Below are 14,583 nucleotides of genomic sequence, written 5' to 3' on the forward strand. Positions count from 1 at the left end.
GGCGAGAAGATGACCGACTTCGACCTCTTCCACCCCGACCGAATGGCCTCGCGCATCCTCGACATGGGCGACATGCTCACCCTGATCGAGCAGGCCGAGAAGACCTTCGATGAGGAGGAGTCGCGCAAGGCGGCCGAGAAGCTCGTCCAGACCGGCGACTTCACCCTCGACGACTTCCTCAAGCAGATGCAACAGCTGCGCAAGCTCGGCTCGATGTCGAAGATCATGGGGATGCTGCCCGGGATGGGGCAGTTCCGCGACCAGCTCGAGAACTTCGACGAGCGCGAGATCGACCGCATCCAGGCGATCATCCAGTCGATGACGCCGGCCGAGCGCGACAACCCCAAGCTCATCGACGGCTCCCGTCGCGCCCGCATCGCCAAGGGGTCCGGTCGGCAGGTCTCCGACGTCAACCAGCTGGTCGACCGCTTCTTCGAGGCGCGCAAGATGATGCAGCAGATGATGAAGGGCGGCGGGATGCCCGGGATGCCCGGGATGCCGGGCGTGGGCGCCGTCGGTGGCGGCAAGCGCGGCAAGGCCAAGCAGGCCCCCAAGAAGGCCAAGGGCAAGCGCGCCTCGGGCAACCCGGCCAAGGCCGCCAGGGCTGCGGCAGCCGCCAGGGCTGCGGCAGCCGACAAGGCCGCCAACCCGTTCGGCGGGGCTGGTGAGGACGTCGACTACGAGAAGGCAGCCGCCGCTCTCGACCTGCCGAAGGACTTCTCCAAGTTCCTGAAGTGACGCGGATGTCCGTGCTCGTGGTCGATGCCGCCAACGTCGTCGGCGCTCGCGCCGACGGGTGGTGGAAGGACCGACCCGGGGCCGCGCGGCGTCTCCACGAGGAGCTCCTGGTGGCAGACCTCCCGCATGACGAGGTCGTCCTGGTCCTCGAGGGTGCTGCGAAGGGCGGCGCGCGGGCCGGGCGCGACGCCCACGTGCGCGTCGTACACGCTCCCAAGGACGGCGACTCGGAGATCGAGCGGCAGGTCTCCGCCGCAGTCGAACGCGGCCAACGGGTCACCGTGATCACGGCCGACCGCTTCCTGCAGGCACGCGTCCAGGGTCTCGGAGCCATGGCGATGAGCCCGTCCTGGCTCCTGTCACAGTTGTAGGTACGGTCGCCTCATGACGGCGATGCGATTCCGCGGACCGGTGCTTCCCGACGGCGAGGCTCGTGACCTCTACGTCGTCGGTGACACGATCACCTATGAGCCGCAGCACGGGGCGAGCGCCGAGGCGGAAGGGTGGATCGTCCCCGGCCTGGTCGACGCCCACTGCCACATCGGTCTCGACGACCACGGAGCGGTGGGCGAGGCGGAGATCGAGGCCCAGGCGATCGAGGACCGGGACGCCGGGGCCCTGCTGATCCGGGACTGCGGCTCTGCCGCCGACACGTCGTGGGTCCACGACCGCGAGGACCTGCCCCGGCTGATTCGTGCGGGCCGTCACATCGCCCGGACGAAGCGCTACATCCGCAACTACGCCCACGAGATCGAGCCGGGAGACCTCGTCGCCACCGTGACGCAGGAGGCGCGGCGGGGCGACGGCTGGGTCAAGCTGGTCGGCGACTGGATCTCCCGGGACGAGGGCGACGTGGCGCCCTCCTTCCCCGCGTCCGATTTCGCCGACGCCATCGCAGTCGCCCATGAGCTCGGCGCCCGGGTCACAGCGCACTGCTTCGGCGAGGCCGTGCTCCACGGGCTGATCGAGGCCGGCATCGACTGCATCGAGCACGGCACCGGCCTCTCCACCGAGCTCGCCCAGACCAAGGCGGACCGCGGGATCGCTCTCGTGCCGACGGTGATGCAGATCGACAAGTTCCCGCAGTACGCCGAGGCAGGGCGCGCGAAATTCCCGGCCTACGCAGACCACATGGCCGACCTGCACGCCCGCCAGCGCGAGACGATCATGGCGGCGTACGAGGCCGGGGTCGTGCTCTACGCGGGCTCGGACGGCGGGGGAGTGAGCCGGCACGGCAACATCGCGGGGGAGGTGCTGGCCATGCGCGAGCTCGGGATGCCGGCCGACTACGCGCTCGGTGCCGCGTCATGGCGTGCCCGCGAGTGGCTTGGATGGAACGCCACCCTCGCCGAGGGCGCGCCGGCAGACTTCGTCGTCTATCCGCGAGACCCCCTGCTCGACCTCACGGTGCTGCGCGAACCCTCGCGCGTCGTGCTCCGTGGACGCGTGGTGGCCTGACCCGACGCTGGGGGTCCGACGACGAGCGTTGGTGATCCGTACGGGGGACGAAGGGCGTTCGGTGGATATCGATTGGACCCGCACTCACGGCTCCGTCCAGACTCGCGACCATGACCGACGTCGCCGACCTCCTGCCCGCGCTCGGCCTCCGCGTCAGCGGTGGAGACCTGGAGCTGCGGGGGGTCACCGACGACCTCGTCGCGGAGCTCGCGGATCTGGCGGCTCGCGGCGTGCACCACCCGGACCGGATGCCGTTCACCTACCCGTGGACGGACGCGGCGCCCGAGGACTTCGGCCGCTCGTTCGCGCAGTATCACTGGCGCACCCGCGCTGAGTTCTCGCCGAGCTCGTGGGCCCTCAACCTCGCCGTGCTGCACCGCGGACGGGTGGTCGGTGTCCAGGGCGTCACCACCTCGGACTTCCTCGTCACCCGCACCGGTGAGACCGGGTCGTGGCTGGGGCTCGCCCACCAGGGGAAGGGCCTGGGGACCGTCATGCGCCAGGTGATGTGCGCCTTCCTCTTCGACCACCTCGACTTCACCGAGATCACCTCCGGCGCCTTCAGCGACAACCCGGCCTCGCTGACCGTGAGCGCGAAGGTCGGCCACGTCGCCAACGGCACGAGGCGGCTCGAGCGGCGCGGCGAGCAGGCCGAGATGACCCAGCTGGTGCTGACGCCTGCGGCGTTCCGGCGCGGTCCCCAGGCGCTCGAGGTGGAGGGCGTCGACGCCTTCCGCCGCTTGATCGGTCTGGACGTCGCCTCCTGAGCAGGCCGGATTGGGCGGCGCTGGCGCGTTCTGGCACAATGTCGCGCTGAGTCGCGCCAGCGGACGGACCCTCTAATCTCGGTCGTTGGTGCGCCATCGAGGCAGTCCTGTCCGGTCCCCACCCGGTCTTCAGGCTCCTCACCCACTTCCACTCGCAAGGAGACACCACACACGTGGCCGTCAAGATCCGTTTGAAGCGCCTGGGCAAGATCCGGGTCCCGCAATACCGCATCGTCATCGTCGACTCGCGCAAGAAGCGCGACGGTCGTGTGATCGAGGAGATCGGCAAGTACCACCCCAAGGAGGACCCGTCGTACATCGACGTCGTCTCCGACCGGGCGCAGTACTGGCTGGGCGTCGGCGCGCAGCCGACCGAGGCCGTCGAGGCCATCCTCAAGATCACCGGTGACTGGCAGAAGTTCAAGGGCCTTCCGGGCACCGAGGGCACCTTGAAGGTCAAGGAGCCGAAGCGCGACAAGCTCGACATCTTCAACGAGGCCCTCAAGGACGCCGCGAGCGAGCCCAAGGCTGCCGCGACGACCAAGAAGGCGTCCAAGAAGACCGAGGCCTCTGAGGCCGAGGCTCCGTCCGCGACGACTCCCGCCAAGAAGGCGTCGGCCGAGCCGACCGCCGAGGCCGTCGAGGCCGACGCCGCCGAGACCGAGACGCAGACCGCTCCGGTGCCGGCGTCGCAGACCCCCGAGGGTGCTGAAGAGGCTGCTGCGGACCTCGAGAACGTCACTGCAGAAGAGGCCGGCAAGAACACCTCCGGCGTCGACGCGGACAAGCAGGCCTGAGCACCATGCTCGCCGAAGCACTCGAGCACCTCGTCCGGGGCGTCGTTGACAACCCGGACGACGTCTCGGTCCGCGACAAGGAGCTGCGACGCGGCTCGATCCTCGAGGTCCGGGTCCACCCCGACGACCTCGGCAAGGTGATCGGTCGCAACGGCCGCACGGCCACGGCGTTCCGCACCGTCGTCTCGGCCCTCGCGGGCCGCGCCGGCGCGCGGGTCGACTTCGTGGACGTCGACCGCCGGCGCTGAGTCGCAGACACGCACGAGCCCTGAGCGCCCCTCCCGATCTGGGGAGGGGCGCTCTTCTCATCTAGCCTGACCCCGTGGACAGCATCGAGGTCGTCGTCGGTCGCATCGGCAAACCGCACGGGATCCGTGGCGAGGTCACCATCGACGTCCGGACCGACGAGCCGGAGCGCCGGTTCGCCCCGGGGACGACCCTTCGGGCCGAGCCTCCGCCCGGGTCGGCAAGCGCGTTGAGAAGTCTCACGGTGAGCCGCTCGCGCTGGCACCAGAGCGTCCTGCTGGTGACCTTCGAGGAGGTCGAGGGTCGCGACCAGGCCGAGACCGTCCGTGGGCTCGTGCTCCACACGACGCTCGGTCCCGAGGACGCGCCGGCGGACCCGGAGGAGTTCTACGACCACCAGCTGATCGGCCTTGCGGCGTACGACGAGGACGGCACGCACCTCGGCGAGCTCACCGCCGTCGTCCACGGAGCCGCCCAGGACCTGCTCACGGTGCGGACGCCGGACGGTCGCAACGCGCTCGTGCCGTTCGTGGCCGCGCTCGTGCCGGAGGTCGACCTCGAGGGTGGGCGGGTCGTCATTGCCGACCGGCCCGGACTGGTGTCGCCGTTCCCCGACGAGCTGACCGACGCGTGAAGATCGACATCGTCTCGATCTTCCCCGACTACCTCCGCCCCCTGGAGCTGAGCCTGCCGGGGAAGGCCCGCGCCAAGGGGCTGCTCGACATCGCCGTCCACGACCTGCGCGAGTGGACGACCGACCGCCACCACACGACCGACGACACGCCCTACGGCGGCGGCGCAGGCATGGTGATGAAGCCGGAGCCGTGGGGTGCCGCCCTCGATGCCGTGGCGGCCGGCGCCACCATCGTCTTCACGACGCCGAGCGGGCAGCCGTTCACCCAGGCGGCGGCTCGTGAGCTGGCCGCCGAGGAGCACCTCGTGTTCGCCTGCGGTCGCTACGAGGGCATCGACCAGCGCGTCATCGAGCACGCCGCCACCCTCGGCACGGTGCGCGAGATCTCCCTCGGCGACTACGTCCTCAACGGGGGAGAGGTCGCCGCCCTGGCGATCACCGAGGCCGTGGTGCGGCTCGTCCCCGGGTTCATGGGCAACGCCGAGTCGCTGGTGGAGGAGTCGCACGAGGACGGGCTCCTCGAATATCCGGTCTACACCAAGCCTGCGTCGTGGCGCGGGCGCGACGTGCCCGACGTCCTGCTGTCCGGCGACCACGGCCGGATCGCCCGCTGGCGGCACGAGCAGGCCGTACGCCGCACCGCGCAACGCCGCCCGGACCTGATCGCGCCCACCAGCGTCGGTTCCGACGAGGTGCGCCTCGCCACCCCGGCCGATGCGGGGGAGATCCTCACCCTCCAGCTGGCTTGCTGGGTGGCGGAGCAGCAGGCCAATCCCGGCGTCCGGATCCATGCCCAGCACGAGACGCTCGAGGAGGTGCGCCGCTGGCTGGGGACGTGGACCGTCATCGTCCGGCGACGCGAAGGGCGCCTGGTCGCAGCCGCCCGCGGCCGGGTGGAGCGGCACGGTGAGCGCGCCGGTGCCTGGGACGTCGGTCGGTTGATGGTGGCCCCCGACCTGCAGGGCCAGGGGCTCGGACGCGACATGCTGGCGCGGATCGAGGACGCGGCGCCGGCCGAGGTTGCGGCATACGTGCTCTTCACCGGTGCCGGCAGCCTGGACAACATCCGGATGTACAAGAAGGCCGGCTACCGACTCCGCGGGCCCGCACCCGGCGAGCCCGGTGCCGTGGTGCTGGCCAAGAAGCGCGATTCCCCGCGCTGATTTCCTCGGGTCGTCGCCATCTGGCAGACTCGACCCTTGGTCCAGTCGGCCAAACGATCGCCCCGAAGATGACGTCCGGGGGATCCGCGACGATCACCTGCCACAGGGGGTGTGCGACGCCGCCGGCCACGATGACGGGACCGCCCGCACTGATCCGCATCAACTACATCCGTGTCCGGCCTGTGGCGAACACGTGGGAGCAACCATGACCAACGTGCTCAGCGAGCTCGTCAGCAACAACCTGCGAACCGACGTCCCGGCCTTCCGTGCCGGCGACACCGTCAACGTCCACGTGAAGGTCGTCGAAGGCAGCCGCGCCCGCGTCCAGCAGTTCCAGGGTGTCGTCATCCGGATCCACGGCTCCGGTGTCGGTCGCACGTTCACCGTCCGCAAGGTCTCCTTCGGTGTCGGCGTCGAGCGCACCTTCCCGCTGCACTCCCCGATCTTCGAGACGATCGACATCGTCACCCGCGGTGACGTGCGTCGCGCGAAGCTCTACTACCTCCGCAACCTGCGCGGCAAGGCCGCCAAGATCAAGGAGCGCCGCGAGCGCTGAGCTTGGCCGAAAGTCCTGAGATCGACCACAGACTGGTTAGTCTCAGCACGTGACTTCACACGACCGCGGTTCCGTCCCGACTGGCACCCAGCCGGAGGAGCCGCGGTCGTCGTCGTCCAAGCCGGCGAAGACCCACCACCTGCCGCTGTGGCAGGAGACCATCCTGCTGCTGGCCGTGGCCCTGGTCCTGGCCGTCGTGATCAAGGCGCTCTTCCTCCAGGCGTTCTACATCCCCTCGGAGTCGATGGAGCCCGGTCTCGTCAAGGACGACCGGATCCTGGTCCAGAAGGTCTCCTACTGGGGCGGCGGGGAGCCCCAGCGCGGTGACGTCGTGGTCTTCAAGGACCCGGGCGGCTGGCTGCCGTCGCAGGAGGCCGCCGGGCCGACCGCCACCCTCCCCAAGCTGATGACGAAGATCGGTCTGTATCCCGCCGGCGGTCACCTCGTGAAGCGGGTGATAGGAGTCGCTGGCGACACGATCGAGTGCTGTGACGACCAGGGCAGGATCCTGGTGAACGGCAAGCCCCTCGACGGGGACCTCTACGTCAAGGTCGACGAGGGCATCGCGTGCGACGGCCCCATGGTCAATCAGTGCGGCACCGACTGGACCGCCGGACCGGTGCCCGAGGGTCACATCTTCGTCATGGGCGACAACCGTGGCCACTCGGCCGACTCGAGCCAGAAGATGTGCAAGCCCAAGGTCGAGACCGAGTGCGTCCCGGGCCGGGAGTTCGTGCCGGTGGACCTGGTCGTCGGCAAGGTCTTCGTCCTGCTCTGGCCGCGCCAGCGCTTCGACGTCATCACCCGCCCGGGCACGTTCGAGGACGTTCCCGACGCGTCGTGATCGGCCGGTTCGCATGACTGTGATCACCCACCTGCCGCCCGGCGCGACGGTGCGCAGCGATGCCGGTCTGTACGGCTACGAGCGTGCCCTGCGACGGGTGGGGATCGAGCCGATCGCCGGTGTGGACGAGGCGGGACGAGGCGCGTGCGCCGGTCCGCTGGTGGCCGGCGCCTGCATCCTGCCGCCGGGCAGGGCCGGGATCGTGCCGGGCCTGGCCGACTCCAAGCTGCTCACCGAGAAGGCACGCGAACGCGTCTACGCGCAGGTCGTGCGCCGCGCCGTCGCGTGGTCAGTGGTCGCGATCGACTCCGAGGAGTGCGACCGGCTGGGCATGCACGTGGCCAACGTCGAGGCGTTGCGCCGCGCGGTCGCCCTGCTCGACCACCGCCCGTCCTACGTCCTGACCGACGGCTTCCCGGTCGACGGCCTGGAGGTGCCCGGCCTGGCGGTGTGGAAGGGCGACCGGGTGGCGGCGTGTATCGCGGCCGCCTCGGTGCTCGCGAAGGTGACGCGTGACCGGATGATGGTCGAGCTCGATGCGACGTACCCCGCCTATGACTTCAAGACGCACAAGGGCTACATCACCGACGTGCACTCCGCTGCGCTGGACCGGAACGGACCCTCGTCGGTGCACCGGATGCGCTTCGTCAACGTGCGGCGGGCCGCCGGGCTCGAGTGTGGCCCTGATGTGCAGAATGGGCTGGAGCACGTCGACCCGGCGCCAGCCGAGGGTCCGTCGAGGAGGGATCACTGATGAGCGCCGAGGAGCTCGAGAAGTACGAGACCGAGATGGAGCTCACCCTCTACCGGGAGTATCGCGACGTCGTCTCGATCTTCAAGTACGTCGTGGAGACCGACCGCCGCTTCTACCTCTGCAACCAGGTGGACGTGCGGGCCCGCACCGAGAACGGCGACGTCTTCTTCGAGGTCTCGATGACCGACGCGTGGGTCTGGGACATGTATCGCCCGGCGAGGTTCGCCAAGAGCGTCAAGGTGCTGACGTTCAAGGACGTCAACGTCGAGGAGCTCAGCGTGCAGGAGATCGAGCCGCCCAAGGACTGACCGGGTCTTCCGGGCCGCAACTCGTCCACAGGGGTCTGTGCGGCGGCGTCCTCCACAGGCTCGTCCCAGCTCCACGTGCGGCTGTCCGTGCCCGGCGGTGTGCTGTGACCTCCCCACCAGGAGGTTCCATGGACAGCACGATCGACACCCCGCCGCGACTCAACCACAACCAGGCGTTGGGGGCGTACGGCGAGCTCCTCGCCGCGCGATTCCTGACCGCGCAGGGGCTGGTGCTGCTCGACCACAACTGGCGCAGCCCCGAGGGCGAGATCGACCTCGTGCTCCGCGACGGCCGCACGCTGGTGATCTGCGAGGTGAAGACGCGCTCCTCCAACGACTACGGCACGCCGCACGAGGCGATCGGTCGGCGCAAGGTCGCTCGGATGCGCCGGCTGGCCAGCTGCTGGCTGCGCGCCCACTCCGTCCATCCCGACGACATCAGGCTTGACCTGGTAGCCGTGATCGTGCCTCGGGCCGGCGACTTCGAGATCGACCACGTGGTCGGGTTGACGTGATGTCACTGGCAACCGCTCGCTGCCTCGCTCTGTCGGGCACCCAGGGGCACCTCATCGACGTCCAGGTCGACATCTCGCCCGGCACCCCCGGGACCTACCTGGTCGGCCGGCCGGACAAGGCGCTCCAGGAGGCTCGTGACCGGGTGCGGATGGCGATCAACAACGCCGTCCCGTCGTGGCCGGCGAGCAGGCGCGTGACGATCCTGCTCGCGCCGGCCGACCTGCCCAAGAGCGGCACACACTTCGACCTCGCGATCGCTGTGGCCGTGAAGTCGGCGGACCAGACGCCTCCCAAGAACGGCCGCGACCACCGGATCCCGCAGTCCGCGCTGGACGACACTGCCTTCATCGGCGAGCTCACCCTCTCGGGCCACCTGCGCCCGGTGACCGGGGTGCTGCCGATGGTGCTGGCCGCTCGACAACGTGGGATCCACCGCGTCTTCGTCCCCGAGCCACAGGCGAGCGAGGCCGCGATGGTGCCGGGGATGACCGTCTTCGGGATGCGCTCCCTGGCCCAGGTGGTGGCCGAGCTGCGCGGTGAGACCGTGCCGGAGGCGCCGCCCGTCGAGGGCACCACGTCGGGACGGCTGTTGTCCTGGCGCGGCCAGGACCTTCGTGAGGAGGTCGACATGTCGGAGGTCGAAGGGATGCAGGAGGTGATCTATGCCGTGACCGTGGCAGCAGCAGGCGGGCACCACCTGATGCTCAGCGGTCCCCGCGGTGCCGGGAAGACGACCGTGGCCGAGCGGATCCCCACGATCCTGCCGGACCTGACGCTCGAGCAGTCGCTGGAAGTCACGGCGGTGCACTCGCTGGTCGGTGCCCTGGACGCACTGGTCACGAGGCCGCCCTTCTTCTCCCCTCACCACGACGCCAGCCGCGCGAGCATCCTGGGCGGCGGCACCGGGAGACCGCGACCCGGCGAGGTGAGCCTGGCCCACCACGGCGTGCTCTTCCTCGACGAGTTCGCCCTGTTCCGCGCCGATGTCATCGATGCCCTGCGCCAGCCGCTGGAATCGGGGGAGGTGTCGATCGCCCGGGGCGAGGAGTCCGCCACCTATCCGGCTCGCGCGATGGTCGTGCTGGCGGCCAATCCGTGTCCCTGCGGCAACTTCCATGCCCGGGCCGGTGGCCATGCCTGCGAGTGTCTCGACCAGGTGCGGCGCAACTACCAACGCAAGCTGAGTGGACCCGTCGTGGACCGCATCGACATCTGGCGAGAGCTCCAGCCCATGGCGGCGCATCGCGGCGGCGACCGGTTCGCTCCGCGCTGGACCTCCTCCGAGCTCCGTGACCGCGTGGCAGCGGCACGCGCTCGGCAGGCGGTCCGCTACGCGGGGCTCGGGTATGGCGTCAACTCCGCGGTCCCCGGGCCAGCCCTGACCGAGGGCTGGCCGCTTCCGCTGGCGGGTCAACGGGTGCTCGACGAGGCCATGGCCGACGGGAAGCTCACCCGCCGCGGCCTGACGCGCGTGCATCGTGTCGCGCTCTCCGTCGCGGACCTGGCCGGGCGCGACCTGCCCGACGTTGCCGACGTCCGCACGGCACTGGCGCTGCGCTCGAGCGAGCCGGTGGCGATCACCGCCATGGAGCTGGCCTCGTGAGTGCGGAGCAGGAGCGCCTGGCGAGGGTGCGTCTGAGTCATGCCCTGGAGCCGGGCGATGCGAAGGTGGCGGACGCCGTGGCGACCCTCGGCGCGATCAGGACGCTCGACGAGCTGCTGGCAGACACAGAGTCCCGGCCCCAGCTCGTCGACAGGGTCCACGAAGCGGATCCGGACCGGTTGTTGTCAATGGCGGAGCGTCAGGGCATCCGGTTCGTCACCCCGGCCGACGCGGAGTGGCCGACCCAGCTCGATGACCTCGCACACGGCCAGCGCGTGCAAGGACTCGGCGGCGTGCCGGTCGGGTTGTGGGTGCGCGGGCCGATGACGCTCGGCGAGCTGAGCGCCTCGGTGGCCGTCGTGGGCTCGCGTTCGGCGACCTCCTACGGCTTCGACGTCGCCACCGACGTGGCGGCGACGCTCGCCCGTGCCGGTGCCCCGGTCATCTCGGGCGCGGCATTCGGGATCGACCAGGCCGGGCACAGGGGTGCGCTCGCTGCAGGTGGGGGGACGGTCGCTGTGCTGGCGTGCGGGGCCGATCGGGTCTACCCCGCGGCGCACCGCGAGCTCATCGAGCACATCGCCCAACGCTTCGCAGTCGTCTCCGAGGCCCCTCTGGGCTCGTCGCCCACCAAGGTGCGGTTCCTCTCGCGCAACCGCCTGATCGCGGCGCTGAGCCGTGGCACCGTGCTGGTGGAGGCCGCGATCCGCAGCGGTGCCCTCAACACCGCGCACTGGGCCGACCAGCTGAGTCGGGTGCTGATGGGGGTCCCCGGACCGGTGACGAGCCCGACGTCCCAAGGCGTCCACGAGCAGATCCGTCGCGGTGGCGCCAGTCTCGTCACCTCTGGGCTCGAGGTGCTCGAGCTCGTCGGCGCGTCCGGCGAACACCTGATGGCTGTGCCTCGAGGCCCCGAACGGGCCCACGACGGGTTCTCGTTGCAAGAGATCCGAGTGCTCGACGCCGTCCCCGTGTCGCGAGGTGCCGGCAGCGAGTCGATCGGCCGGATCGCAGGGGTCGGGGTTCAGGAGACCGAACGCGTGCTGCTGGCACTGGCCGGCGCGGGGTTGGTGCTCGAGGGCGCGGACGGCTGGCGTCTGGTCGCCGGAGCGGGCCGAACCGGCGGGACCTGAAGCACGTGCGGCCGACACGACCGCTGGACGACACGTCCGTCGTGGCGCCGATGTCTCGGATCGCGACCGACCTACCATCGGCCCATGGCACAGGGAGACGGGGACGAGGACGGGGTGTCGCTGCCCGAGCCGATGGCTCGGGTGCTGGCCGACTACGAGCGGCACCTGATCTCCGAGCGCGACCTGACGCCCCACACCGTTCGCGCCTACCTTGGGGACCTCGGCGGGCTTCTCGAGCACGCGACCCGGCTCAGCTGCTCCGACGTGGGTGACCTCGACCTGCGGGTCCTGCGGAGCTGGCTGGCCAAGCAGCAGACCATGGGCAAGTCCCGGACCACCCTCGCGCGCCGGGCCACGGCTGCTCGAGTGTTCACCGCGTGGCTCGCGCGGACGGGTCGGGCGCCCAGCGACGCGGGCGCATCCCTGGGATCTCCGAAGAAACACCAGGCGCTGCCGTCGGTGCTGCGGGTCGACGAGGCAGCAGACCTGATCCGCTCGGCAGCCGCGCTGGCGGACGACGGCTCGCCCGGCGGTCTTCGGGACGTCGCCATGCTGGAGCTGCTTTACGCCACCGGCATCCGGGTCGGCGAGCTGGTCGGCCTCGACATCGATGATCTGGACACCGAGCGTCAGGTGGTCAGGGTCTTCGGCAAGGGACGCAAGGAACGGTCCGTCCCCTATGGACACCCGGCCGCCCGCGCCGTGGACCGCTGGCTGACCTCCGGGCGGCCCTTCCTGCGCATCGAGGGATCCGGGCCGGCCCTCTTCCTGGGCGCTCGCGGTCGCCGCATCGACCAGCGCGTCGTGCGCGAGTTGGTGCACCGCCGGATCGCCGACGTCCCCGGTGCTCCGGACATCGGGCCCCACGGGCTGCGTCACTCGGCGGCGACCCACCTGCTCGAAGGGGGAGCCGATCTGCGCTCGGTCCAGGAGTTGCTCGGCCACGCGTCGCTGGCGACGACCCAGCTCTACACGCACGTCACCACCGATCGGCTGCGCCAGGCCTACCGACAGGCGCACCCCCGCGCCTGATCGGGCGTGCCGAGGTCAGGGGAGGAAGTCGCGCAGCGGCAACCAGGCGGCGTACGGCAGCGGAAGGGTCCCGACGGACGACGGACGCCACCACGGAGCGCTCTCGTAGTCGACGGGCTCGTCCCGCCACAGCGGGAGCAGTCGCACCCGGCGGGTGCCCACCAGCGTGAGCGGGTCAAGGTAGGTCTCGCCGCGGAGCCAGCCCCAGTGAAGACACGCGCGGGGGAAGCAATGGCTGAACGGAAGCTCCAGCGACCCGATCCGGCGGCCAGCCGGGACCGGGTCGCCGACCTCGAGGTCGGAGGAGACGGGTTCGTAGGTCGTCCGGGTCTCCCCGTGGGAGACGGTCACCACGGGCTTGCCGGCGATGTGGCCGACGAAGGCGATGGCGCCGGCCATCGCGCTGTGCACGGATTGGCCCGCAACGCCGGCCAGGTCGGCGCCGCGGTGGCCGGCGCCGTAGGGCCCGGACGGCGGTTCGAAGGCATGCATGACCTCGGGAGTCGGACGCAGGGGCCAGACGCCGACCGGATCGCTCTCGGCCTGCGCGGGGAGAGGGACGACTCCGAGCAGCAGCGCGGGCAACGACAGGGTCAGGACGGGAAGGAGGTGTCGCCAGGGCTGCATGGCCCGATCCTCATGGCAGCGCTCCTGCGCGGCACGGGCGCGGCGGCGTACCCGTGGACGACGGCTCGAGCCGGGTGCCTGTGGACGGTCCGGAGCCCGGCTTGCGTTGGACTGCGGCTCGATTGGCCCGTCGATGGACGAGTGGCTTACGATTCGCGAAGCAGCCCAGCACCGTCCAGATCGATCCGGGCTGACTTCGCACGCTCGCCGACCACGACGGCCTCTCTCCGGAGACCGACCACCCGTGGGCGCCGATCCTCGGTTCCGGCTCACCTGAGTCGGATCGGATCGCGCGCGAGCGTCAGGGCAACCGACACCCGTCGGGCGCAATCAACTGAAACCACGTCGGAGCTCGTTCCCCGGCTCGACCTGCCACAAGGTCGAGTGTGACGGAGAGCGTCTCCACCACACAGGAGAATCACATGGCAGTCGTCACCATGCGCCAGCTGCTCGAGAGCGGCGTCCACTTCGGTCACCAGACCCGTCGTTGGAACCCCAAGATGAAGCGCTTCATCATGACCGAGCGCAACGGCATCTACATCATCGACCTGCAGCAGTCGCTCGCCTACATCGACCGCTCGTACGCCTTCGTCAAGGAGACGGTCGCCCAGGGCGGCGTCGTGATGTTCGTCGGCACCAAGAAGCAGGCCCAGGAGGCGATCGCCGAGCAGGCGACGCGCGTCGGCATGCCCTACGTCAACCAGCGGTGGCTGGGCGGCATGCTCACCAACTTCCAGACCGTGCACCAGCGGATCAACCGCCTCAAGGAGCTCGACGACGTCGACTTCGACACCGTCGCCGGCTCGGGTCGTACGAAGAAGGAGCTCCTGCAGATGCGTCGGGAGCACACCAAGCTCGAGAAGACCCTCGGCGGCATCCGCGAGATGACCAAGGTCCCCTCCGCGGTGTGGATCGTCGACACCAACAAGGAGCACCTGGCCGTCGAGGAGGCGCGCAAGCTCCGGATCCCGATCATCGGCATCCTGGACTCCAACTGCGACCCCGACCTCGTCGACTTCCCGATCCCGGGCAACGACGACGCCATCCGCGCGGTCGGCCTGCTGACCCGCGTGGTCGCCGACGCCGTCGCCGAGGGCCTCGTGGCCCGCTCGGGCGCCAAGGCCACCGACGGTGACGAGTCCGTCGGCGCCGAGGAGCCGCTCGCCGAGTGGGAGCGCGAGCTCCTGCAGGGTGACGCCGAGAAGACCGCCGTCGCCGCCACCGGTGGCGACGCCACCACGGAGGCTCCGGCCTCCGAGGCGACCGGTGCCGCTGCCGAGGCCCCGCAGGCCGAGGCCGCTGCCGACGCCGCGACCGAGGCTCCGGCCGAGACCGCTGCCGAGACGGTGACCGAGGCTCCCGCCGAGACCGAGGCTGCGACCGAGGCCCCCGCCGAGACCGAGGCTG

At 70.4% G+C, this 14,583-nt stretch carries 16 protein-coding genes and 2 pseudogenes; 17 read left to right on the plus strand and 1 reads right to left on the minus strand.

From position 1 onward, the window contains the following. The 16 genes and pseudogenes from JWN68_RS15055 to JWN68_RS15130 form a co-directional block, all read left to right on the plus strand. Positions 1-738, plus strand: a pseudogene (locus JWN68_RS15055) (signal recognition particle protein); the annotation flags it as partial. Positions 739-743: 5 nt separating this feature from the next. Then, positions 744-1,109 carry an NYN domain-containing protein gene (locus JWN68_RS15060; RefSeq protein ID WP_297740375.1) on the plus strand — a complete coding sequence of 122 codons (366 nt, stop codon included), beginning with the start codon at positions 744-746 and terminating at the stop codon, positions 1,107-1,109. A 13-nt stretch (positions 1,110-1,122) separates the two neighbouring features. Next, the gene (locus tag JWN68_RS15065; RefSeq protein ID WP_297740343.1) at positions 1,123-2,196 is read left to right on the plus strand and encodes an amidohydrolase family protein; all 1,074 of its coding nucleotides are present in this window, start codon (positions 1,123-1,125) and stop codon (positions 2,194-2,196) included. A gap of 110 nt (positions 2,197-2,306) precedes the next feature. Next, complete coding sequence (locus JWN68_RS15070; RefSeq protein ID WP_297740345.1) at positions 2,307-2,963, plus strand: GNAT family protein; 657 nt, start codon at positions 2,307-2,309, stop codon at positions 2,961-2,963. 173 nt (positions 2,964-3,136) lie between these two features. Beyond that, positions 3,137-3,583: pseudogene (gene rpsP / locus JWN68_RS15075) on the plus strand (30S ribosomal protein S16); the annotation flags it as partial. 182 nt (positions 3,584-3,765) lie between these two features. After that, positions 3,766-4,008, plus strand: coding sequence for an RNA-binding protein (locus JWN68_RS15080; RefSeq protein WP_297740349.1), 243 nt, complete (start codon positions 3,766-3,768; stop codon positions 4,006-4,008). Between the two features lie 74 nt (positions 4,009-4,082). Beyond that, positions 4,083-4,640, plus strand: coding sequence for a ribosome maturation factor RimM (gene rimM, locus JWN68_RS15085; protein ID WP_297740351.1), 558 nt, complete (start codon positions 4,083-4,085; stop codon positions 4,638-4,640). Next, positions 4,637-5,803, plus strand: a complete 1,167-nt coding sequence (gene trmD, locus JWN68_RS15090; protein ID WP_297740353.1) for a tRNA (guanosine(37)-N1)-methyltransferase TrmD — start codon at positions 4,637-4,639, stop codon at positions 5,801-5,803. Before rimM ends, trmD begins: the two co-directional genes overlap by 4 nt. A 205-nt stretch (positions 5,804-6,008) precedes the next feature. Beyond that, complete coding sequence (gene rplS, locus JWN68_RS15095) at positions 6,009-6,359, plus strand: 50S ribosomal protein L19 (protein ID WP_297740355.1); 351 nt, start codon at positions 6,009-6,011, stop codon at positions 6,357-6,359. Between the two features lie 49 nt (positions 6,360-6,408). Next, entirely contained in the window at positions 6,409-7,203 is a 795-nt protein-coding gene (gene lepB / locus JWN68_RS15100) for a signal peptidase I (protein ID WP_297740357.1), read from the plus strand. Positions 7,204-7,216: 13 nt separating this feature from the next. Continuing rightward, a complete protein-coding gene (locus JWN68_RS15105; RefSeq protein WP_297740359.1) occupies positions 7,217-7,957 on the plus strand; it encodes a ribonuclease HII in 741 nt (246 codons plus the stop codon). Further along, a complete protein-coding gene (locus JWN68_RS15110) occupies positions 7,957-8,265 on the plus strand; it encodes a DUF2469 domain-containing protein (protein ID WP_297740361.1) in 309 nt (102 codons plus the stop codon). Before JWN68_RS15105 ends, JWN68_RS15110 begins: the two co-directional genes overlap by 1 nt. 128 nt (positions 8,266-8,393) lie before the next feature. Further along, a complete protein-coding gene (locus JWN68_RS15115) occupies positions 8,394-8,780 on the plus strand; it encodes a YraN family protein (protein ID WP_297740363.1) in 387 nt (128 codons plus the stop codon). After that, positions 8,780-10,384, plus strand: a complete 1,605-nt coding sequence (locus JWN68_RS15120) for a YifB family Mg chelatase-like AAA ATPase (protein WP_297740365.1) — start codon at positions 8,780-8,782, stop codon at positions 10,382-10,384. The genes JWN68_RS15115 and JWN68_RS15120 overlap by 1 nt, the downstream gene beginning before the upstream one ends. After that, on the plus strand, positions 10,381-11,517 hold the full coding sequence (gene dprA / locus JWN68_RS15125) for a DNA-processing protein DprA (RefSeq protein ID WP_297740367.1): 1,137 nt from the start codon (positions 10,381-10,383) through the stop codon (positions 11,515-11,517). The genes JWN68_RS15120 and dprA overlap by 4 nt, the downstream gene beginning before the upstream one ends. A gap of 84 nt (positions 11,518-11,601) precedes the next feature. After that, complete coding sequence (locus tag JWN68_RS15130; protein WP_297740369.1) at positions 11,602-12,549, plus strand: tyrosine recombinase XerC; 948 nt, start codon at positions 11,602-11,604, stop codon at positions 12,547-12,549. Between the two features lie 15 nt (positions 12,550-12,564). On the opposite strand, the gene JWN68_RS15135 is transcribed toward JWN68_RS15130, so the two are convergent. Further along, positions 12,565-13,176, minus strand: a complete 612-nt coding sequence (locus tag JWN68_RS15135) for a M23 family metallopeptidase (protein WP_297740371.1) — start codon at positions 13,174-13,176, stop codon at positions 12,565-12,567. A 422-nt stretch (positions 13,177-13,598) separates the two neighbouring features. Here JWN68_RS15135 and rpsB point away from each other — a divergent pair. After that, positions 13,599-14,583: 30S ribosomal protein S2 (gene rpsB, locus JWN68_RS15140; protein WP_297740373.1), on the plus strand; the 985-nt coding region annotated here is incomplete at its 3' end.

It is taken from the genome of Nocardioides sp. (assembly GCF_025964975.1).
GTDB lineage: Bacteria > Actinomycetota > Actinomycetes > Propionibacteriales > Nocardioidaceae > Nocardioides.